Raw genomic sequence first — 22333 nt, 5'->3', positions numbered from 1 at the left:
CTTGCCAGAATGGAGCTGTTTACAATAACGATTTTATGGATGATCGTACAATCGTGACCGCACCCGACTCTCTTGTCGATTGGCATTTTCTGTTGCCGCGCTATTGGCCGGTTTGGCTGGGTTTGGGCCTCATGAAACTCATGGCATCGCTGCCGTTTCGCTGGCAGTTGGCTCTGGGAGGGCAAACCGGCCGCTGGCTGAGTAAAATCGCCCGCCGCAGGCGACGCATTGCCGAAATCAACTTGGAATTATGTTTCCCCACACTGTCCCCAATCGAGCGGAGTCACCTGTTGGAGGCGCATTTTACCGCCCTGGGCATCGGTTTGTTTGAAACCGCAATGGCTTGGTGGGCGCCGGACGACAAGCTGCGCGGATTAGCCCGCGTCGCGGGCGCGGAACATCTTACCGCAGCGCTCGCTCGCGGCAACGGCGTACTGCTGTTGACCGGGCATTTCACCATGTTGGAGCTGGGCGCTCGTTTCATCACCTGGCATCAACCGTTCCATGCGATGTATCGCTCGCACAAGAACCCGTTGTACGAAAGAGTGATGCGCCGGGAACGCGAGCGGCGCTCCCGCTTGCCGCCACTGCCGCACGAGGATATTCGTGGCCTGTTACGCGCTTTCAAGAAAGGGGAAGCCGTTTGGTATGCCCCCGATCAGAACCACGGTATCCGCAACAGCGTTTTCGTGCCCTTTTTCGGGGTAACGGCCTGCACGGTCATGGCCACCTCCCGCTTGGCGGGGCTGAGCGGGGCGGCGGTGGTGCCGTATTTTCCCAGGCGCTTGCCGGGAGCCGCCGGTTACGAAGTCGTCATCCTGCCGGCATTGAGCGATTTTCCGAGCGAAAATATTGAAGCGGACACCCAACGTATCAATGAATTATTGGAGCACTACATCCGCCAAGCACCCGAACAATATCTCTGGGTGCATCGCCGCTTCAAAACCCAGCCGCCGGGCATACCGAGTCCGTACCAGCTATAGACCTGAATTTCCATGCCCGCTCGCATCGACCTGCCCGCCGATCCCGCCATCCGCCGCATTCTGGTGATCAAATGGAGCGCCATGGGGGATGTCATCATCGCCAGCGCGCTGTTCGAAGACATCGCCCACGCTTTTCGCGACCGGGAAATTCATCTCAATACTTTACCAGCCTGGGAAGGGCTGTTTGCTCGCGACTCGCGATTTCAGCAAGTGTTCGCCATCAATCTGCGCGGTTCGCGCCATCCGCTGGCGGCGATGCGGGAATGGCTGCGGCGAGTGCGCCAGTCGCATTACGATTTAATCATCGATCTCCAGTCGAACGATCGCTCCAGGATACTGTTGACCCTGCTCTGGCTCAGCGGCGCGCGGATTCCTTACCGGATCGGCACCAACCGACAATGGCCTTATAACATTGCTCCAGAAGTGACTTTTCCCCAGTCTACTCACATCCTCACTCGAATGCGGGCTGCCCTACAAACCGCTGGCATCGCCACGGCGACCCCACGACCCGTGCTGCACATCCCAGACCAACATCATGCCCGCGCCCAAAAGATGCTTATCGCCCATGACTTACGACCCGCCCACTACGCAATTTTTCTACCCGGCTGCAATGCCAACGGCCATTTAAAACGCTGGGGCGCCGAGCGCTATGCGGCTCTGGCCAATCGGCTCCATCAAGAAGGAATGGATCGAATCGTGCTGATCGGCGGTCCGGACGAAATCGACGAGTGTCAGCGGATCGCTGACGCCTGTGGTTGGTGGCTGGTCAATCTGTGCGGGCAGACCGAAATTCTCGATATCCCGCCACTTTGCGAAGCAGCGCGATTCATCGTGGCCAACGATACCGGCACCGCTCACGTGGCCGCTGTCACCACCACGCCCATGACGGTGCTCTGCGGGCCGACCGATCCGTACCGAGTCAAGCCCTTGGGTGACAACGTCACGACCTTGCAAGCCGATCTACCCTGCATCAATTGCTATCTAAAAACCTGCTCGCATCACACCTGCATGGCGATGCTGACGCCCCCGTTGGTGCTCCGACACCTGCGCGCAACGGCTTGGCCGAAAATCTGATCCACCTTGCCACCCACCATCCAGCGCATTTCAAGGTTTATCGGTGGGCCGGGGCTGATCTTCGCTGGGCAAGGGTGGTGCATCATCCGGCAGTAAGCGCTTGCCATATTTGGCGAATTGATGGTGTTCATACAGCTTGGCGTACTTGAGAAAGACGTAAAAAGCAGCGATCGCCGAATTGATCAAACCGGCCCAGCCGTTCAGAAAATTACGCTTGAACAAATAGCTGCGGACAAAGAACAGCGGCGGATAGGCCATCATGATCAGCCGGATGCCCCGGCGTTTTTTCTTCAGTTTGTCCGCCACCAAGCCCGTCGAATAGTCGTTGATCTTTTCAATCTTGGTGTGGATGCCAGTCTCGCCATAATGGTACAGAGATGCCTTGAGGCGGGCGATGTTGCCCCGCACTTTGGGCGCGGCGTGAATCGGCATGTCGTCGATGAAGCCTTTGCGTTTATCGAACAGGCGCAAGTAATGATTCATGCGAGTCGCTGGGTTGGACATCCGCCAGAACATCTGCTCCTGGCGCGGTACCTCGTAGCCATCCGCCCTGGGACCCTCCTCCAGCACTCGACGAATTTCGGTTTGCAGGGTCGGCGATAAGGCTTCGTCGGCATCCAACAACAATACCCAATCGTAAACGGTCAGCGCCAGCGCCATCCGTTTTTGCGGACCATATCCCACGAACGGCCGCTGTGAAATCCGCGCGCCATAACGCTGGGCGACCACGAGCGTATCGTCGGTACTGAAGGAATCCACGATGACGATCTCGTCAGCCCACTTGACGCTCTCCAGGCAGGCGGGCAAAGTGCGGCCGTTATTATAGGTGGTTACAAATACCGAAAGTTGCTGATCCGCCATGCAGATAACCTAGACCCAGCCGCTCAGCCGTGTTATCGCGGTTTCGAGGAGCTGGCGCCCGCGACCACGGGTCGCATGGCACCAAATCGTTCCGTAACGTTGAAAGCTTTTGCTCCTAATGCTCAATGATCCTCCTGATCGGAGTAGCGGCTCGGACCGAGCGATCCGTTCGGCGCATGTCATCGGCGGCCGGTTGTTAGGGGGCGCCGAATTGTTTTACGCCCGTTTGGTCAACGCCTTGCACCGGCGCGGCCAAACCGCGCTGGCGATCACCAGCGCGGATAGCTTGATTGCCGGCGAGCTTTGGCCAGATGTGCCCCGCGCGCACGTTCCGATGCGCGGCGTTTGGGACTGGTGGTCCCGCTGGCGCCTCCAAAAATTGCTGCAAACGTACCGCCCACAAATCGTCCAGACCTACATGGGGCGCGCCACGCGACTGACCCACTTGCCGGTCGCTCCCCATCTCGTACACGTTGCCCGGTTGGGAGGGTACTATACCCTCAAAGGCTATCGTCACGCGCACGCCTGGATCGGCAACACCCAAGGCATCTGCGATTACCTGATCCGTAATGATCTGCCGGCCCGGCGCGTGTTCCATATCGGCAACTTTATCTTGCCGCGCGAAGCCAGTTCGGCGGAGGGACTCGCCCGCCGCCGCGAGCAATGGCAGGTTCCCACTGACGCCTTGCTGGTTGTGGCGGTCGGACGGTTGCACCCGGTCAAGGGGTTCGATGATTTACTGAACGCGTTCGCCTGTCTGCCCACCACGCTTGATGGCCGCCCGCTTTACCTGATCATCGTTGGGGATGGGCCGCTCGCTCTGAAACTAAAACATCTGTCAGAACAACTCGATATCGCCAGCCGCGTGCGTTGGACCGGCTGGCGGCGCGATGCGGGCCACTTTCAAGAAATGGCCGATGTGATCATCTGCCCTTCCCGTCACGAACCCTTGGGCAACGTCATCCTTGAAGCCTGGGCCTGGCGCCGTCCCGTCATCGCGACCCGCACGCTCGGGCCTACGGAAATCGCCGCGCATCAGGACGACGCTTGGCTGGTGCCGGTAGCCGATCCCGCCGCGCTGGCGGAAGCCCTGCGCTTGTTGCTGACAGACGCCTCGTTGCGGGCTTCGATTGCGGCGAACGGTTACCGCAAGGTCAGCACCTCGTACAGCGAAGGCGCCATTGTCAGCGCCTATCTAGAATTGTATGCCTACCTGCTCGACTGATCACGAAACCGCGCCGTCCGTTTCAGCATCCGCTTCAATGGAATTGCCGGTCAGACAACTCAAAGCGCCAAGGCAGACGAACAAGTACGCGAAATGCCGTGAGGTATACGAAAAACTCAGCAGGGCGGCGCTTAAAATGGCCAGCGCGGCAGCCAGCAACACCCCTGCCCGCTGCCGGTCTTGAAACGACAATCCCTTCCAGCGACGAGCCAGCCGCCAGAATACAGAACCGATCAGCGCCAGCAACGCCCCGACCCCCAGAATGCCGGTTTCGTACCACGCCTCCAACAAAAAGTTATGCAAATGATGGACTTGAGTTTTGGTGGCGTTGAGTTGAAAGCCGAGGATCTCGGTGACGTGGCGGCCGTTACCCAATCCCACCCCAACCCAGGCGTGGGCCGGCGGGTGCGCCAAGGCCTGCCGCCACAGCGCCGTCCGTCCGGCGGTGAAGGCGTCCAAGGGATGGGTCGGGTCTAGCTCGGTTTTACGGAACGGTTCGGTGTTGACGGTGACAGCCACCAGCAGTACCGTCGCCGCCAGGCCGCCGATCCACCACCAGCGCCAGCCCAATAGCAACTTGCTAAAGACGACAAGGCCCACGATCAGGCCGACTAAAGCGGCCCGTCCTTCCGCGATGACGATATAAGCCAGCACGACAATAATCACGGCGGCCATGCGCCAGTAGCGTCGGCCATCATGACCGCGCCACCAGAGCCAACCCAGAAAAAACGGAAGCAAAAACGGCAGGTTATCTTCCTGAAGCTGAAGGTTCGGATCGAAGGGCTGGCCAGATAACCCGAATCCGTAATACAGCAACAAGCCATACAACCCCAATAAGGTGATGGCGCCGAACAGCACCACACTGTCCAGCAACCGGCTGAAGGCAACCGGCGATTCCCGCAACGCGGCCGGCACCAGCAGCAGGGCCAAGCTCGGCGCCAGAAATCCCAACCAAATCCTCAATCCTTCCTTGGGGTCGATCGCTCCTGGAATACCCAGTAAAAACACCGCCAGCACGAGCAGATATAACAACGCCGTGGTGCGATCCAACTGCTGGCGACGGCCCCAAAAACTCAGCAACCCCCAGATGCCATAAAGCCCGGCCAGCGTATTGTAAAAACCGCGTCCGCCCAATTCGGTCAAAGGCAGCACGACCGGTAGCAACCACCCCCACCGAAAAAAGCTTTCTTCAACCCGCTTATGGATCGCGGCGAGCGTCATCGAGCCGGTCCAGCCATGCCAGTGCCTCCATTACCTGGGAAACGGTGATTGCAGCCATACCACGCTGATCGGCCGGGGGCACGATAGCCTGAATGAAGCGAGAATGAGTCAATGGCGACGATCCGCCGAACAAGCCGAACGCCGGCACTTGCAGCGCGGCGGCCATGTTGAGCGCACCCGTATCGTTGCCGATGTAGCAGCGACAACCCGCCAACAACGCCGCCGCTTGCTCCAGCGGCAACGCCACGGCATCGGCCACGACGCCATCGCCCGCTGTCGCCCGCGCAAAAATCTCAGCGGCCAGCATCCGCTCCGCCTCTCCTCCGACGACGAACACCGAACCCAACCCTCGATGGCGCAACACCGAGATCAATTCCGCAAAACGCGCCGCGCCCCACTGCTTCCAAGGTTCGCTGCTGCCGACACCCAGGGCGATCCAAGGCTTTGGCCAGGCCGCGAAACGCGCCGCGACAGCCTGCGCCGCTGCGTCCGAGACCACCAAACGAGGTTCCGATTCGCTTTGAGGAATAGCGAGCAACGCCAACAAGGCATCGGCGCGGACCATCGGTTGGGCCAGCCGATAGCTCGCGGGCAGCCGCACCGGCACGTTCAACAGCAGCCGTTGCAGGCCCAGGCCATAACCGATCCGTTCGGGAATGCCGGCCAGCCAAGCCGCCAGCGCGTAACGGGCGCTATCGTGCAACAACCATACTCGTTGATACAGTCCCTGCCGCAACAGCGCCACCAGCCGCATTACTCCGCTCGCGCCGGCGTGCCGCCCGGACTCGCGCTCCAACCAAAACACGCGTTCCACGCTGGGGTCCGCGTCCAACAAACGATCCGCCAGAGAGCGCGGTTTGGTCAGGATATCCACCCGCCCCGAGCGGGTCGTCGCGGCGATGGCGTGAATGTGCGGCAAGTGCCAAACCATGTCACCGATCCCCGGCAAGGGCTGCACTACCAGGGTTCGCCCGGAGGGCGCAAGCTTCATGGGTGGCTCTCGCCCGATCGCTGCAAGGTTGGTCCTGAATGCTCCGACATACCGCGAGTTTCACCGTAAATCCGCACAACCGCGCCGGTTGGATCACTATATCATAGCCGCAGTACCGACCCTGTCGGCAGAAGTCTGGAGCCTGAACAGCATGTGTGGAATCGCGGGTTACTACCTGAAAACGTCGGACGCGGATCGGACGCGGCTGGAGGAAATGGCCCGGCGGCTAGCCCATCGCGGCCCCGACGGACAAGGCTTGCACGCGATGGGTGGAGTCGGGCTCGCTCACACCCGTCTGGCCATCATCGACCTCGCGGGCGGCGCTCAGCCGCTGTACAACGAAGACCGCAATCTTTGCCTGATCGCTAACGGTGAAATTTACAATTACCTGGAATTGCGCCGAGAACTGGAAAAACTCGGCCATCATTTCATCACCCATTCCGATTGCGAAACCATCCTGCACGCTTACGAAACCTGGGGTGAGGCGAGTCTGGAGCGGCTGCACGGCATGTTTGCTTTCGCCTTGCACGATATCCGGCATCAAGAACTACTGCTGGCGCGGGACCGGCTAGGGATCAAACCGCTGTATTTTAGCCAGACGCCGGACAGCTTTAGCTTCGCTTCGGAATTGAAAGCGCTGCTGCCTCTTTTGGGGCGACCTGAAGTCGATCCAGTCGGGCTCGGGCAGTACCTGCAAAATAATTTCACCTGCGCGCCGCACACTTTGCTGGCTGGAGTCAGCAAGCTGCGGCCGGGCGAATGGCTGAAGCTCGATGCGAACGGCTCTGTGCGACGACAGCGCTACTGGTCACCCCTCCACACAACCCCGCTGGATCTCACGCTGGCTGACGCTTTGGAGCGCTTCGATACCCTGATCGAACAGGTCATCGAGATTCATTTGCGCAGCGATGTACCTTGCGGACTGTTTCTATCGGGCGGCGTCGATTCGTCCCTGTTGGCCGCACTGATTACGCGCCGCGCGCCAGAGCCGTTGCGGACCTTTTCCATCGGTTTTCCAGATACGTCAGTGCATAACGAACTAGCGGCGGCGGCGGCGGTCGCGGCGCAATGCGGCACCCGCCACACCGCTTATGAGGCGCGGGCCGAGGAACTGTTGGAGCGGCTGCCGCACGTCGTCTGGGCGGCTGACGACCTGACCGCCGATTACGCCAACCTGCCGGTCTCCTTATTGGCCGAGCGCGCCGGCGCTGAGATCAAGGTCGTCTTCTCCGGCGAGGGTGGCGACGAGGTGTTCGCCGGCTACGGCCGCTACCGCGCGAATTTCTTGAAACGGTTGCTGGGACAGTTACGCTACCCCGGCAGCGGTGGGTTTCGAACGGGCGGGATGTTTTCCAACGAAGCTATCACCCTGTTTCGTCCCGAACTGGCGCACGCCCTGCGCGACTGGCGAGCGCCTTTCGCCCAGGCCTGGAACGAACCGCCCCCGACCTGGAGCCGGCTGATGCGAATGCAATACGTCGATTTGGAAACCTGGTTGCCGGATGACTTGTTGATCAAGGCCGACCGGATGTTGATGGCCTGGGGCGTGGAAGGCCGCGTTCCCTTCCTCGATCACCGGCTGGTCGAATTCGGCCTCGGCTTGCCGGACGCACTGAAGATCGAAGGCCGCAACGGCAAGCGCTTCCTCAAGCTTTGGGGCGAGCGATTTTTCTCCAAGGCACAGCTTTGGAGCCGCAAGAAAGGGTTCACCGTACCGGTGAGGGATTGGCTCCGAGGCGAAAGATTGGCCGATCTCGACCGAGCTTTAAGGGCTTCACCGGGTATTACTGCCTGGTTCGAGCCGGCGGCGGTGCGAGGCTTGATCGAGCGGCAGCGCCAGCGCGGAGATCGCAGCGGGCCGCTGTGGGCCCTGCTCAACTTTGCCATCTGGCACCGTTTGATGGTGGAAAGCGATGGCGATGCGCCTCCAGCCCGGCAAGATCCTTTCGGCTATTTGCTCGGCTAACGAGGCCTCTGGCTGATCTCTTGATACAGCGCCAGCGTTTGATCGAGCATCCGCTGCAACGGATAGGCTGGTTCGGGCGGCACGGACGGCGGATCGCTCAACAACTCGCGTACCCGTTTCACCACCGCCTCCAGATCGCCCGCCGCCACCAGACCAGCAGGATAAATCCGACGCAGAATCTCACCGACCCCACCGTGCTCGTAGCCGATCACCGGCGTGCCGAGACTGAGCGCTTCCAACACGGTCCGCCCGAAGGATTCCGGCTTGGCCGACAGCGATAACACCAGCGTCGAGACGGCATAAATCTCGCGTATATCGCGGCGATGGCCTGTAAAGCAAACAATCCCCTCCAAACCGCGCGACCGAACGGCTTTTTCCAAATGATCGGCGTAAGCCTGCCGGCGAGGTTCCGGGCCGCCGACGATCAAGCCGTAGACCTTCGCATCGCGCTCCCGCAACCGGGCGATCAGTTCGATGAAATCCTCATGACCTTTCAGTCGGCTCAAACGGCCCGGCAAGGTCAGTACCGAGGCCTCTCGCAATTGCGGATAACGCCGGCCCCACTCGTCCAACCACTCGCTAGGTGGCCGATAAGCATAAGGAAAAGCCGCTGGATCGACCCCGCGTTGGATCACCTGAACCCGCTCCGCCGGCAGGTCGGGATAATGCTGTCGCAAGTAGTCGCGCACGGTTTCGGACACGGCGATTACCCGCTCGCCCTGGTTCATGATGGCGCTGTAGCGGGAAACCGAATACAAGCCATGCACCGTGGTGACGAAGCGCGGTCGAACCAGCGGGTCCATGCCCCGCCAAGCCAGCCAAGCGATCCAGGCCGGCAACCGCGAGCGAACGTGCAAGATGTCGATGCGCTGTTCGGTCAACCAGCGCCGCAGTGGCCAGACCCAGCACAAGGTCCACGGCGATTTGGCCCCGAGCGGCCAAGCGAGATGTTCGCTGCCATCCCGCAGCAGTTCCGGCGTCAGTCGTCCTCCGGTGGAAACCACCACGGAACGATGGCCTTGCCGGACCAGCTCCCGCGCCACTTCCAGCGTGCCGCGCTCGACGCCGCCGCCGTTCAAGGCCGGCAACACTTGCGCCACGCTCAACCGAACCATCGTTCGACGATCCAGCGAGCACAGCGGTCGGCTTCGGCAAAGGCGCCCGGCGGACGCGGCAAAGCCGCGCGTTGTCGCCAGTTTGCAAACGGCGTCACCCAGCCTTGTCCGGCCAAGCCTTCGAGTCCCTGGCTGATGCGGCTTACCTGGTTCCGGGGCACCTCCAGCACGCCCACCGCCGCGCCTGCCGTCAGCGCCTCGTAAACCATCGACACGCTGTCGGCCGTCACCCAGGCCTGAGCCGACCGCGCTAGTTGCACCGGCAACCAATCGGGGTCCGTTGCAGTGACCGGAACCACGCTCAGAGCTGGCCCGGAACCGCTTTTGAGTCCGGCTAGAAAAGTCGATGGCGTTCGCCGCGAGGTGGTCAACGTCCACCGCACCTCCGGCATGGCGCTAAGAATCGCGGCGATTTGCCGGTACAGGCCGGCATCGTCCCAGCCGAAATGCGCCGACGGACCACCGATCAACAACAATCCTCGATCGGAGTGCAGCGTGGCGGAAGGTTGAATTCGGTTCAGCGCGCCGCGCGTGGCGAGTACATTGTGGCGGGAAGGCGGCGAGTCATGTTCCGGGATCAGGCACAGATTAAAAAAACCTAGAGGCAGGCTGGGCCGCATCAGCACCACAACCTTACCGCCCTGGCTCCGGCGAGCGGCCAACAAGGAAAGATGGTTGCGATGGCCGGCGCCCACCAGCAAATCCGGGGCCGGTAAAGATCGCCAAGCCTCCGGTATGCGCCCGAGCAATAAAGCGGCCAACGCCACAGAGGTCGGCTGCGATTTCAAGGTGAGGGTTTCGGTCGGCCGCAACCGATACAGCGCTTCGACCAATCCTCGGCTCTGGTTATCATGGCCGGCCTTGCCATCACTGAACCGCCAGACCCGCAGCAACCGTACATTCAAGGCCTGATTCTCGATCTAGGGTGGTGCGGCCGATCCGGCGGCGCGAGTTGTTGTGGCATCCAAGCGCCAGCCCACTCTCTGGAGCCAACGCCTATTCTCCAATCCTAGCCAACAAGGCCGAGGCGCCATCTTGATCTCGCTCCAGGAGCTAGCAACAGGCGCCGAACTGTCGAGCCAGGATAAGAATCCCGCGGCACGCCCCCGAAAAAACCATGGCCCTGCCAACTAACGATTACCAGGGCCTGAGGTGTGGCCCTCACGCCTAAGACGGAGGGCCATTCGGACCTGATCAGCAGCAATTGCCGCCATTCCTCAGTCCAACAAGGAATGATCGGCACTTCCAGTAAAGGCTAATCCATCAGCACGTAATCCGCGCCGCAGTACGGACACTTCGCCTTGCCGGTGGCCTCGATGGGGAGATAAACCTTGGGATGAGAATTCCATACCATCATATCCGGCAGCGGACAGGACACCGGCAAATCGGCGCGTTTGACCTCATAAATCCGATGCGTGTTGGGCATGGCCGTGGCGGAACGGGCGGCGGTAGCGGCAGCCATGACGGCATTCTCCTCGCGTGGTAGTGGTTGGCGGTTATTTCGGCAAAACGCTAGCGGCTGGGGATGACAGCCCGACCGTCAAACCAGCGTCAGCCACTCGGGATAAACCTCCCGGCGGCCGTGAACCTGATCGAAATACATCGCCTGCAAGCGCTGCGTGATCGGGCCGCGCTTGCCAAGACCGATAGCGCGGCCGTCCACTTCCCGGATCGGTGTCACTTCGGCGGCGGTGCCGGTGAAAAACGCCTCATCGGCAATGTAAACCTCATCGCGGGTGATGCGCTTTTCCTTGACCGGAATGTTCAGGTCGGCGGCGAAGCGGAGGATGGTATCGCGGGTGATGCCTTCCAGGGCCGAAGTCAAATCCGGCGTGTAGATGATCCCGTCGCGAATGATGAAGATATTTTCGCCGCTACCCTCGGACACGTAGCCTTCGGTATCCAGCAGCATCGCTTCATCGTAGCCGTCGCGCACGGCCTCGGCCAGCGCCAGCATCGAATTCATGTAGTTGCCGTTGGCTTTGGCCTTGCACATCGTGATGTTGACGTGATGGCGGTTGAAGGATGAGGTGCGGATGCGGATGCCGCGCTCCAGATTCTCCGCCCCTAGATACGCGCCCCACTCCCAAGCGGCGACGATCACATGGGTTTTGAGATTGTCGGCGCGAATGCCCATGCCTTCGGACCCGTAGAAGCACATCGGGCGGATGTAGGCGCTGGCGAGGTTGTTGGCGCTGACGACTTGGCGGGAGGCGTCGTTGAGCCGATCCTTGTCGTAGGGCATCGGCATCCCGACGATATGCGCCGAGCGGAACAGTCGGTCGGTGTGAGCCTGAAGCCGAAAGATCGCGGTTCCCCGGTCGGTGGCGTAGGCGCGCACGCCTTCGAAAACGCCCATGCCATAGTGCAGGGTATGGGTCAGTACATGGGTGTTGGCTTCGCGCCACGGCACCAGCTTGCCGTCGTACCAGATCACACCATCACGGTCGGCCATCGACATAATCCGCATCTCCTCAACACATTAAGATCGCACTTGGCTATCGGCACCCGCACTTCCCGCCTTTCATGCTCCGCGTACCGCCCCGGTTTCAGCAGCTTCCATCAGGCGCTGCCAAATACGAGCCACGCCCTCTCGGGTATCGCTTGCCTCAGCGAACGGGGTACAGGCCGGTTGCTCTTGCAACTTGAGCAAATGAATGCGCCGGCGCAGGCTCCGGTAAGCGTTCCGCAATCGGGCGGCATCGGCGATGGACAGGATGCCTGACCGTTCCAAGCCGTCGAGCTGTCGGATGTTATCGGTGTAGGTCAACAGGTCTGGATAGCGGTGGGCGTTCGCCAGAATTTTATATTGCACCATAAATTCGATATCGGCGATACCACCCTGACCCTGCTTGAGATCGAAGCTGTCGGTCGTGCTGGTATCCAGTTCGGCGCGCATCCGCTCGCGCATCTCGCGGACCTCTCGCCGCAATCCCTCGGGATCGCATTCGACGCTCAGTATCGCGCGGCGCAGGGTTCGATAGCGCTCGCTCAATCCGGCAGGCCCCGCCACCACGCGGGTCCGCGCCAGCGCCTGATGTTCCCAAGTCCAGGCTTGATGGCGCTGGTATTCGGCGAACGCCTCGAAGGAACTGACCAGCAGGCCAGCGCGGCCGCTGGGCCGCAAGCGGGTATCGACCTCGTACAGATCGCCGGCTCCAGTGCGTGTGGTCAGCCAGTAGATGATGCGCTGCACCAGCTTGGCGAAAAAGCTGGGATTGTCGATCTGGCGCGGCCCGGCGGTCAGTTGGCGTTCGCCGGCGCTATCGTGCAAGAACACCAAATCCAGATCGGAGCCGTAATTGAGTTCGATGCCGCCCAGCTTGCCGTAGGCGACGATGGCGAAACCGGCGTCCCGCTCTAATCCATCGATCACGTAGCGGGGCCGACCAAATTTCGGCAGCAAATCCGCCCAGGACAGTTCCAACACCTTGCGCAACAGGGTTTCGGCGATTTCGGTCAAGTGATCGCTAACGATCATCAGCGGCATCGCGCCGCTGATGTCGGCGGCGGCCACCCGCAGCACCTGCGTCTGCTTGAAATAGCGCAAGGCGCTCAGCACTTCCTCCGAGTCATCCGCCGGCACCCGCGCCAGTTGCTGTTCCAAATCCAGCGCCAGTCGCCCCCGATCCAGCGGCGCGTAAAGCACGGCCGGATTCAACAAATCGTCCAACAGCAGCGGATAACGAGCCAAGTGCTTGCCGATCCAGCCGCTGGCGGCACAGAGCTTGATCAGTTGCGCCAAGGCTTGCGGATGATCGGCCAGCAGCGCCAGATACACGGAGCGGCGGGCCACGCCTTCCAGCAAATCGAGCACCCGCTCCAGCGTCGCCGTCGGTTGCGCGGCGGCGGCGACCGTCTCCAGCACATGCGGGATCAGACTGTCCAAGCGCTCGCGACCGCGCAAGCTCATGGTGCGATAGCTGAAGCTGTTCTTAAGCGCCCGCAGCCGGTTCCAGGCCAGCGCCGGGTCCTCGAAACCCTCTTCGGCCAGCACGCGCCGCGCCACCTCCTCATCGGGTTCAGCCTGCCACAACCCCGCCAGGTCAGCCCTGGTAGCCTCCGGTTCCGCGGCGGCCATGCCGCCAAACACTCCCGCGAATTGTTGGGCCACGGCGGCGGTATGCCGTGCCAATTCCCGGCCAAACGCATTCCAATCGGTAAAGCCCATGGCGAACGCCAGCCGCAGTTTCGCCCGTTCGTCGTCGGGTAACAGGTGGGTCTGTTGATCGGACCAGGCTTGCAGGCGGTTTTCCACCCGACGCAGAAAATCGTAAGCGCGCTGAAGCTCAGCGACCGCCGTCGCCGGCAAGCGTCCGCTCGCGCCGAGCATGGCCAGCACCTTCAAAATACTGCGTTCCCGCAAGGCCGGCTCGCGCCCGCCGTAGATCAACTGAAATGCCTGACCGATGAATTCGATCTCACGGATGCCGCCCGGTCCGAGCTTGATGTTGCCCTGCATCCCCTTGCGCTCCATTTCCTGAGCGATCAGCACCTTCATGTCGCGTAGGGATGCGAACGCGCTGTAATCGAGATAACGTCGGTACACGAACGGCCGCAAACCGGCCAACAAGCGCTCGCCGGCTTCGCGGTCGCCGGCCACCACCCGCGCCTTGACCATCGCGTAGCGTTCCCAGTCCCGGCCGTGATTTTGGTAATAATCCTCGAAGGCGGCGAACGACATGGCGAGCGGCCCGGAATCGCCGAACGGCCGCAGCCGCAGATCGACCCGGTACACGAAACCTTCGGCGGTCGGCTCGGCCAGCAGCTTGCTCAAGCGCTGGCCGAGCCGGCGGAAAAATTCCTCGTTGCTGACCGCCCGCGCGCCATCGGTCTGGCCTTGGTGGGGGTAGGTGAAAATCAGGTCGATATCCGAGGAAAAATTGAGTTCCCGCCCGCCGAGCTTGCCCATGCCCAGCACCACCAGCCGTTGCGGCTGACCGTCGGCAGCGCGCGGCTGGCCGTAGCGTTGGCACTGCCAGCCGTGCAGGCGGACCAGGGCGGCGTCGATCAGTTGCTCCGCCAGTTCGCTCAGATCGCCGAGCGTTTCTTCCAGGCTGGCCAAGCCCGCCAGATCGCGCCAAGCGATGCGCGCCATCTCCCAGCGCCGGAAGCGGCGCAAGGCGATACCGAGCTGATTTTCGTCCGCACTATCCGCCAGTAGCCGCTCCAGCCGCGCCGCATAGTCGCCAGCGGCATAAGCCGCCGCCAGATCGCCTCTGACTAGCACATCGTTCAGCGTGGTTGGATCGCGAATGCAGGCCCGAGCGACGAACTCGCTGCTCGCCCAAACCCGGAGCATCTGCTCCAACAGCGTGCCGGTGGGCGGCTCCACACCGGCTTGCCCGGCGGCCGCCACAAAACTCTCCCAGTAGCGGGCAACTTCATCCCGGAAAGCGGCTGGCAAGCGGTGCAAAATCTGTTCGAACTCGCTCATGGGGTAGCCCGATCAGCACTCGCACGCTTCAGGTTCGCGGCTCTCCCTCTGGCGGCATAACGTCCGGTTCCGGCGGTATCTCGATCTCAGCACCGTCATCGGACTCCAACGGCAGCCCATCCCCAACGCCGCTACCCAACCCCAGCGGTATCTCCTTGTCATTGACCAGCAGTTTGCCGTTTTCGAAACGGGCGGTGGACCGGTAGCGATCCCCTTCAAGCTGAATAAAACCGGTGGCGACCATGTCCTTGAGTTGTGCGGCGACCTGTTGCGCCGCCGCATTCTGAATAGCCTGTTCGCCGGTCAAACCGCCCGGCCCCCCTGCCTGCGTCCGGAGCTGTTCCTTGGCCGTGCTCGTCAGTACGGCTTCAGCCAGACTCTTGGCTACCGTCACTTCGGCCACACCCTTTTCCAATGCCCCGATCAGCGCCCCCGGATTTTGTAGCGGGTCGATATCGCCGAAATCTTGGAAATTCAAAACCAGCTTGCTCTGCCAGTCGCCCTGGGTCAGCTTGGCCTGAGTGTCGAGCGCGAATTCGGGCTTGCCGCGCAGCAGGGCCTTCACTAAGCGCAGCAATTCGTTCAGAACTTGCGGGTCGTCGGGGTTGGTGGCTGCTTTCTGTTGCCACTGCTCCAATTTTCCGAGCGTGACGCCATCTAGATTGTGAAAGGCCAAGCGCATGTTGCCGTTGCCGCTCCAAGGCTCCACCACGAATCGATCAGTCTTGAAGAGAACGTCGACATTCACTTGCTGGGGGTTTTGGGCGTTCAGTGCCGCAGTCGCATCCATGGCTAGGTTCGAGAAAACCACGGGATTACCGGTGGATGGATCCTGGACGCGCAACTCACCGATCTTGAAGTTGGAATTGCCGAACATCAACTCAAATTCGCCCTTGCGCTGGTCGACGGTTACGAGCAGATCTCGCAGTGCCATCCGAGGGCCGACGGCGGCTGGCGGGCCTTCGCTGGCGACAGGCGCTTTACCGACGGCTTCCAAGCTGGCAACTGTCATGTTGCCCCGAATGGCGGCACCGTGCGGCGCGACCTGAAACTGGCCCTGCAATCCGGCAAAATTGAGGCTTTGCAATTCGCCGATGTTCGCGGCCGCGAGCGGCGGCATGGTAATGCGAGTGTTGCTGGCTCCGTCGAACCCGACTTGCGCGACCGCCACCACAGGCTCCTGGCCACCATAGAGTTTTGCCAGTTCGCGGGTCCAAGCACTGCTCTCAGGCTCCAGGGTCTGCCGCACCACCGCTCCGGTAACCGCCATCGGCACCCCGGCCACGCCCCAGCCCGCCAAGGGTAGCGGGCCGTGGTAAATTTCTTCCCGGGTCGAAAAAGACAACTCTGGAATTTCCGGCGCTTCCTTTTCCAAGACCAGCTGGTAACGAGTACTGGCTTTGGACGAAAAGACTCCCCGCTCATAGCGAGTCGTCGTTATCTTGAGGTTGGGATGCTTTGAAGCTTCCACCACCGTTTCTTTGTACCAACGCTCCGCCTTCTGGCCGGACCAGTACGCCGCGCCGGTAAATCCCGCCGCCAGCACCAGCGCGACCGCGATCACACCGATCAGTTTTTTCACGCTAAATTATCCCGTTTTGATTTCCAGGAGGCATTATTCCATAAACCCGTTCGGTTTTATCGACCCCATGCGCTGCGAACAGAGTCCGCCGACGCAGTGCAATCCATGTCGAGTAGCCTCAATAATATCTTAAAAAATTATGGCCTTAGAAAACTTTTCAACCAACCTTTCTATAGGCTTAAGCCGCAGCATCAAAAATTTCAGCCAGCCCCGTTACAAAAAAGGAACATCGGGTGCAACTTAATAGCCCTTTTATGGGTCTGCCTTTTTGGTTACAACCTGACTCGACCAAGGGTGGCTCGCTCGGTTCGATTATTATGGCGACGATCGGAGCAGTGGTTCTCCCGTTCCTGATCGGTTTGATCAAGAAAGCCTAGACACCCCCACCTCAAGAGGAGCTGCGAAACATGATCGATAAAGATAGTTACATGAAAAAGCTGGAGGCCGATCTCGAACAGGCCCAAGCCAAGCTGACTGAATGGAAGGCGAAAGCAAAATCAGCGGCCGCCGCTGGCGGTATCGAATCCCAAAAAGCAGCCGATAAAGTCGCTGATAAAGCCAAAGATCTGTCTGCGGACGCGGCGGCCGGCGCCAGAGACTTGTATGCGAAAGCCGCTTCCGAAGCCGAAGACATTTATGAGTCGCTAAAAGTCAAAATGACTGAGTTGGCTGATGCCAGTGATGATGCCTGGGAGCATCTGAAAGATGGTGTTGAGAGCGCTTGGGATAAATTAAGCGCCTCAATCCGCGATTCGGCCAACAAGTTCAAAGGTTGACCGATTGCTCTTTCGCTAGGCATCGGTCAACCACGCGGCAAGCCCTCGCCACCGCTGTCGGCGTTTCGTTGGCCGCTCAAAAAAAAAAGCCCCGCGCTAGCGGGGCTTTTTTCAGCCGGTCAGCGTTGCGCGACCGGCTTGATGGGTCGTTTTACATCATATCGCCCATGCCGCCCATGCCGCCCATGCCGCCACCCGGCATGGCAGGCTCGTTCTTCTTGGGCAGCTCGGCCACCATCGCTTCGGTGGTGATCAGCAAAGACGCCACAGAGGCGGCGTTTTGCAAGGCAAAGCGGGTTACCTTGGTCGGGTCCAGCACGCCCATTTCCACCATGTCACCATATTGGTTGGTGGCGGCGTTGTAACCGTAGTTGCCGCTGTTTTGCAGCACCTTGTTCAGGATGACCGAAGGTTCCTCACCGGCGTTGGCGACGATCTCGCGCAGCGGCGCTTCCATGGCGCGCAGGGCGATGGCGATGCCGTGGTTCTGATCTTCGTTATCGCCCTTGAGGCCCTTGATGGCTTGCAGCGCGCGAATCAAGGCCACGCCGCCGCCGGCCACCACGCCTTCCTCGACCGCCGCGCGGGTCGCGTGCAGCGCATCTTCGACGCGCGCCTTCTTTTCCTTCATTTCGATTTCAGTCGCCGCGCCGACCTTGATGACGGCCACGCCGCCGGCCAGCTTGGCCACGCGCTCTTGCAGCTTCTCTTTGTCGTAATCGGAGGTGGCTTCCTCGATCTGGCGGCGAATCTGTTCGACCCGACCCTTGATCTCGTCGGTCTTGCCGGCGCCGTCGATGATGGTGGTGTTTTCCTTGGCGACCACCACCTTGCGGGCAGTGCCCAGATCGGCCAGGGTGGTTTTCTCCAGGCTCAATCCGACCTCATCGGAAATGACCTGACCGCCGGTCAGAATGGCGATGTCCTGCAACATAGCCTTGCGGCGGTCGCCGAAGCCCGGCGCCTTGACGGCGGCCACCTTGACGATGCCGCGAATGGTGTTGACCACCAGGGTGGCCAGCGCCTCGCCCTCGACATCTTCCGCCACGATCAACAGCGGTTTGCTGGCCTTGGCCACGCCTTCCAGCACCGGCAGCATGTCGCGGACATTGGAAATTTTCTTGTCATAGAGCAGGATGTACGGTGAATCCAGCTCGGCGTTCATGCTCTGCTGATTGTTGATGAAATAAGGGGAGATGTAGCCACGGTCGAACTGCATGCCTTCCACGACATCCAGTTCGTTGTCCAGACCCTTGCCTTCCTCGACGGTAATGACGCCTTCCTTACCGACTTTCTTCATCGCGTCAGCGATGATGCGGCCGATGGCTTCGTCGGCGTTTGCGGAAATAGTGCCGACCTGAGCGATGGCTTTGTCATCGGCGCAGGGCTTGGACAGCTTGCGCAGTTCGTCGACGGTGGCGACGACCGCCTTATCGATGCCGCGCTTGAGATCCATCGGGTTCATGCCGGCGGCGATGGCCTTCATGCCTTCGCGGACGATAGCCTGAGCCAGTACGGTAGCGGTGGTGGTGCCGTCGCCGGCCACATCGGAGGTCTTGGAAGCGACTTCCTTGACCATCTGCGCGCCCATGTTCTCGAACTTGTCTTCCAGCTCGATTTCCTTGGCGACGGACACGCCGTCCTTGGTCACGGTGGGAGCGCCGAACGCCTTGTCCAGCAGCACGTTGCGGCCGCGCGGACCCAAGGTCACCTTGACGGCGTTGGCCAGAACATTGATGCCGCGCACCATGCGCGAACGGGCATCATCACCGAATTTAACGTCTTTTGCAGCCATGGAGAAATTCCTCTAAAACAAGCTTGATCAGAGACAAGCGTCAGAATTGAAGAAAAAATCGGAAGTAACGGAGAAAGGATTATTCGATAACCGCCATGATTTCATCTTCGCGCATGATGATCAGCTCTTCGCCGTCCACCTTCACTTCGCTACCGGAATACTTGCCGAACAGGATTTGATCGCCGGCCTTGACATCCAAAGACCGCACCTCGCCATTGTCCAGCAGCTTGCCGCGGCCGACCGCTTTCACGGTGCCGCGCGACGGCTTCTCGGCAGCGGCGCCGGGCAGGACGATGCCGCCTGGGCTCTTGGTTTCTTCCTCAACGCGCTTGACCAGCACCCGATCATGCAAGGGCCGAATGTTCATCAGTGACATCTCCTAAGTTTTAATGAAAGATTCATTGCAGAGGTTAGGGCCAACACTGTTAGCACTCGCCTTCAATGAGTGCTAATAATAGTCAGTAGCGCTCCTCTGTCAAGAGGTTGACCGTGAGGTGGGGCGGGATTGAGCCATTTCAAGGGGGAAATAAAGAAAATTGCCTGTTCCGAGGTCCAACATTATGCTGGTAAATATCAATTGAGAATCGGGCTTGCGCCGCCATTGGGGCGCCTTGCCCTACCCTGAATCAATCGAGATCGCCTTGGAAGAGACCTCATGGATAGCCAACCGCTCGTCGTTTATTGCACCTGTCCCGATCAGACGACCGCCGAACGCATCGCCGAGGCCCTGGTGATCGAGCGGCTGGCGGCCTGCGCTAATATCGTGCCGGGCTTGATCTCCATTTTCCGCTGGCAGGGCCAGATACGCCGCGACCCCGAGCTTCTGCTGATCCTCAAAACCCGGGAAGCGGTCTATTCCCTCTTGGAGGGCCGCATCCGCGAGCTTCACCCCCATGAGGTACCCGAAATCGTGGCGCTACCGATTCAGGCCGGTGCGGCGGACTATCTGGGCTGGCTCACCGACAATACCGGAGCGCCGGTATGAGGCGTTCCCAACGCCCGTGGCCCTGGTTGCCGATCGTGCTGCTCGCACTGCTGGCGGGACCCGCCACGGGTGGCCTATTCGACCGCTTCGGTAGCGCTTCGCGGGAGCGCGTCCTCTCCGCCGATCAAGCATTCCAACTTACCGTCAACCCGCTGGATGCCTCGCTGATCGAAGCTCGCTGGATCATTGCGCCCGATTATTACCTGTACCGCGATAAATTCCAGCTCAGCTTGCCAGATGCCCAAGGCGTTGGAATCACCGCTCTTGAAGTGCCTTCCGGCGAACCGAAAGACGATCCCTACTTTGGCCGGCAAGAGGTCTTTCATAACGAGGCGGTGATCGTGGCCCGCTTGCGGCGCGACAGCGCGCACGAGCAAACCGTCCGCATCAAGGTGGACTATCAAGGTTGCGCTGAGATCGGCGTCTGCTATCCCCCCTTGAGCCAGATCGTAACGGTCAACTTGCCAACATCGCGGCCCCAGCCGACGGCCAGCCCGCTCGCGACAGAGCCGCGAGCTGATCCGGCCGCCGCGACCGCGCAAGCGGCGCAAGCGGTGGTGCGGGTCGAAAATTCAAACATCGCTCCCCCGGCCGTCCCTCCTCCCTTCACCCAAACGGGACCGCGACTCGCCAGCAACGAACCCGAACAAGACCGGTTGGCGCGGTTGCTGAGCGAACAGCGCTTCTGGGCGATCCCGGCTTTCTTTGGCTTTGGCCTGTTGCTGGCGTTCACGCCCTGCGTGTTTCCGATGATTCCGATTCTATCGGGTTTGATCGTCGGCCAAGGCGCTCGCTTGACGCGGCAAAAGGCGATACTGCTCTCGCTGATCTACGTATTGGCGATGGCCTGCGCCTATACCATCGTCGGCCTGCTGGCGGCGCTGCTGGGTCAGAACATTCAGGCTTGGTTCCAAAATCCGTGGGTGGTCGGCCTCTTCAGCGGGCTGTTTATATTGCTGGCGCTCTCCATGTTCGGGCTATACGACCTGCAACTGCCGGCCTACTTGCAAAACCGTTTGGTCGATTGGAGCAATCGCCAGCGCGGGGGCCATTATCTCGGGGTAGCGGTCATGGGCCTCCTGTCGGCCTTGATCGTCGGTCCTTGCGTCGCTCCGCCCCTCATCGGCGCTTTGACATTCATTACGGTCACCGGCGATCTTCTGTTAGGTGGTGTGGCTTTGTTTGCCCTGAGTCTGGGTATGGGGCTGCCGTTATTGTTGATCGGTGCCTCCACCGGTCACTGGCTGCCGCACGCCGGCCACTGGATGGAGCGCATCAAGTTAGTATTTGGAGTGCTGCTGCTGGCGGTCGCGATCTGGCTGCTGGAGCGCATTCTGCCAGCAGCGGTCGTCATGGTACTTTGGGCGACCCTGCTCATCATGACCGCCACCTATATGGGAGCGTTACAACCGCTGATCCAAGGCGCGCCCGCTTGGCGGAGCCTGGTCAAGGGGCTGGGGCTGGTGCTGTTGGTTTACGGCGTTTTACTGTTGGTCGGTGTAGCGGCCGGAGGCCGAGATCCCTGGCAACCACTGCGCGGCGCCAGCTTCATCACCCATACTACCCACCAACTTCCTGCACCGCTATTCCGCCCGATCAAAACCGTGGCCGATGTCGATGAAGCCTTACAGGCTACCGCCGGCCGGCCGGCATTGTTGGATTTCTACGCTGACTGGTGTGCGAGTTGCAAAGAGATGGAGCGCTATACCTTCAGCGATCCTGATGTGCTGGCGACCCTGACCGCTATAGTGGTGCTACGAGCAGACGTCACCGCCAACGATGCAGCGGACCGGGATTTGTTGAAGCGCTTCGGCGTCGTCGGACCTCCCGCCCTGCTGTTCTTCGGTCCAGACGGAGGAGAGCGCCGCGATCATCGCGTGGTCGGCTTTATTGAAGCAGATGCCTTTAACAAGCACCTACAGTCAATGCTAGGGCAAGGCGGCTGAAAAAATGATCCGCATGGCCAGAGGTGACGTACAGCGTCAGGCAACCGTACCAGCCTCGGCCATCCTCGCCCACTTTCAGGTCACTGAGCCGACCCCTCCGCCTGTGTACTTCCGGCCGAGAACCAGTTTGATTCCGGTCGTTCAATAAGACTTGTACCCTATTTGATCGGCCAGCTCGCCCACCACTGATTACCAACTTCTATACATTGGATTTACCATGGCATTAGAGAGTACCTATAATGTCAATTTAATATTACATCTCAGCCCATCTAGTTCGCTAAGCCTCTTTCAAAGCTAATTTTTTAGCACCTGAGAAACTTCGTTTGGAGCCGAACTTTTCTGCTTGTTTTGGTTCGAATTATGCTTAAAAGTCTCA

19 protein-coding genes are annotated in these 22333 nt (G+C 60.4%); 8 read left to right on the top strand and 11 right to left on the bottom strand.

The genetic code is table 11. From position 1 onward, the window contains the following. The first annotated feature begins 35 nt into the window (after nt 1-35). Together lpxL and IPK09_13765 are read left to right on the top strand one after the other, a co-directional pair. Complete coding sequence (lpxL, locus tag IPK09_13770; protein MBK7984675.1) at nt 36-983, top strand: LpxL/LpxP family Kdo(2)-lipid IV(A) lauroyl/palmitoleoyl acyltransferase; 948 nt, start codon at nt 36-38, stop codon at nt 981-983. Nucleotides 984-995: 12 nt separating this feature from the next. Beyond that, nucleotides 996-2057 carry a glycosyltransferase family 9 protein gene (locus tag IPK09_13765; protein MBK7984674.1) on the top strand — a complete coding sequence of 354 codons (1062 nt, stop codon included), beginning with the start codon at nt 996-998 and terminating at the stop codon, nt 2055-2057. Between the two features lie 30 nt (nt 2058-2087). Here IPK09_13765 and IPK09_13760 read toward each other — a convergent pair whose 3' ends face one another. Next, nucleotides 2088-2918 carry a glycosyltransferase family 2 protein gene (locus tag IPK09_13760; GenBank protein ID MBK7984673.1) on the bottom strand — a complete coding sequence of 277 codons (831 nt, stop codon included), beginning with the start codon at nt 2916-2918 and terminating at the stop codon, nt 2088-2090. Nucleotides 2919-3036: 118 nt separating this feature from the next. Between IPK09_13760 and IPK09_13755 the strand changes: the two genes are divergently transcribed. Next, nucleotides 3037-4143: a glycosyltransferase gene (locus IPK09_13755; protein ID MBK7984672.1), complete on the top strand. Its 1107-nt coding sequence runs from the start codon at nt 3037-3039 to the stop codon at nt 4141-4143. On the opposite strand, the gene IPK09_13750 is transcribed toward IPK09_13755, so the two are convergent. Continuing rightward, nucleotides 4144-5364 carry an O-antigen ligase family protein gene (locus tag IPK09_13750; protein MBK7984671.1) on the bottom strand — a complete coding sequence of 407 codons (1221 nt, stop codon included), beginning with the start codon at nt 5362-5364 and terminating at the stop codon, nt 4144-4146. Continuing rightward, nucleotides 5342-6355: a glycosyltransferase family 9 protein gene (locus tag IPK09_13745; protein ID MBK7984670.1), complete on the bottom strand. Its 1014-nt coding sequence runs from the start codon at nt 6353-6355 to the stop codon at nt 5342-5344. Before IPK09_13745 ends, IPK09_13750 begins: the two co-directional genes overlap by 23 nt. A 151-nt stretch (nt 6356-6506) precedes the next feature. On the opposite strand from IPK09_13745, the gene asnB reads away from it, so the two are divergent. Then, the gene (gene asnB / locus IPK09_13740; GenBank protein MBK7984669.1) at nt 6507-8321 is read left to right on the top strand and encodes an asparagine synthase (glutamine-hydrolyzing); all 1815 of its coding nucleotides are present in this window, start codon (nt 6507-6509) and stop codon (nt 8319-8321) included. Here the strand turns inward: asnB and IPK09_13735 are convergent. The 6 genes from IPK09_13735 to IPK09_13710 form a co-directional block, all read right to left on the bottom strand. Continuing rightward, on the bottom strand, nt 8318-9436 hold the full coding sequence (locus IPK09_13735; GenBank protein MBK7984668.1) for a glycosyltransferase family 4 protein: 1119 nt from the start codon (nt 9434-9436) through the stop codon (nt 8318-8320). The two genes, asnB and IPK09_13735, sit on opposite strands and share 4 nt — an antisense overlap. After that, complete coding sequence (locus tag IPK09_13730) at nt 9424-10326, bottom strand: mitochondrial fission ELM1 family protein (protein ID MBK7984667.1); 903 nt, start codon at nt 10324-10326, stop codon at nt 9424-9426. The genes IPK09_13735 and IPK09_13730 overlap by 13 nt, the downstream gene beginning before the upstream one ends. A 365-nt stretch (nt 10327-10691) precedes the next feature. Continuing rightward, entirely contained in the window at nt 10692-10898 is a 207-nt protein-coding gene (locus tag IPK09_13725) for a zinc-finger domain-containing protein (protein MBK7984666.1), read from the bottom strand. A 78-nt stretch (nt 10899-10976) separates the two neighbouring features. Further along, a complete protein-coding gene (locus IPK09_13720; protein ID MBK7984665.1) occupies nt 10977-11897 on the bottom strand; it encodes a branched-chain amino acid transaminase in 921 nt (306 codons plus the stop codon). A gap of 63 nt (nt 11898-11960) precedes the next feature. Beyond that, nucleotides 11961-14873 (bottom strand): bifunctional [glutamate--ammonia ligase]-adenylyl-L-tyrosine phosphorylase/[glutamate--ammonia-ligase] adenylyltransferase, encoded by a 2913-nt coding sequence (gene glnE, locus IPK09_13715; GenBank protein ID MBK7984664.1) that lies wholly within the window; start codon nt 14871-14873, stop codon nt 11961-11963. A gap of 28 nt (nt 14874-14901) precedes the next feature. Then, on the bottom strand, nt 14902-16455 hold the full coding sequence (locus IPK09_13710) for a YdgA family protein (GenBank protein ID MBK7984663.1): 1554 nt from the start codon (nt 16453-16455) through the stop codon (nt 14902-14904). Between the two features lie 254 nt (nt 16456-16709). On the opposite strand from IPK09_13710, the gene IPK09_13705 reads away from it, so the two are divergent. Then, the gene (locus IPK09_13705) at nt 16710-16832 is read left to right on the top strand and encodes a GlsB/YeaQ/YmgE family stress response membrane protein (GenBank protein ID MBK7984662.1); all 123 of its coding nucleotides are present in this window, start codon (nt 16710-16712) and stop codon (nt 16830-16832) included. 30 nt (nt 16833-16862) lie between these two features. Next, a complete protein-coding gene (locus tag IPK09_13700; GenBank protein MBK7984661.1) occupies nt 16863-17231 on the top strand; it encodes a hypothetical protein in 369 nt (122 codons plus the stop codon). A 151-nt stretch (nt 17232-17382) separates the two neighbouring features. Here the strand turns inward: IPK09_13700 and groL are convergent, their stop codons facing one another. Continuing rightward, complete coding sequence (gene groL, locus IPK09_13695) at nt 17383-19026, bottom strand: chaperonin GroEL (GenBank protein ID MBK7984660.1); 1644 nt, start codon at nt 19024-19026, stop codon at nt 17383-17385. A 79-nt stretch (nt 19027-19105) separates the two neighbouring features. After that, nucleotides 19106-19393: a co-chaperone GroES gene (locus tag IPK09_13690; GenBank protein MBK7984659.1), complete on the bottom strand. Its 288-nt coding sequence runs from the start codon at nt 19391-19393 to the stop codon at nt 19106-19108. Nucleotides 19394-19681: 288 nt separating this feature from the next. Here IPK09_13690 and IPK09_13685 point away from each other — a divergent pair, with 288 nt between their 5' ends. Both IPK09_13685 and dsbD read left to right on the top strand, forming a co-directional pair. Then, nucleotides 19682-20011: a divalent-cation tolerance protein CutA gene (locus tag IPK09_13685; protein ID MBK7984658.1), complete on the top strand. Its 330-nt coding sequence runs from the start codon at nt 19682-19684 to the stop codon at nt 20009-20011. Continuing rightward, entirely contained in the window at nt 20008-21957 is a 1950-nt protein-coding gene (gene dsbD, locus IPK09_13680; protein ID MBK7984657.1) for a protein-disulfide reductase DsbD, read from the top strand. The genes IPK09_13685 and dsbD overlap by 4 nt, the downstream gene beginning before the upstream one ends. The last annotated feature ends 376 nt before the right edge of the window (nt 21958-22333 follow it).

It is taken from the genome of Candidatus Competibacteraceae bacterium, from assembly GCA_016713505.1.
GTDB lineage: Bacteria > Pseudomonadota > Gammaproteobacteria > Competibacterales > Competibacteraceae > Competibacter_A.
The sequence above is the reverse complement of the archived record's forward strand: the minus strand, read 5'-3'. Positions and strand labels throughout refer to the sequence as shown.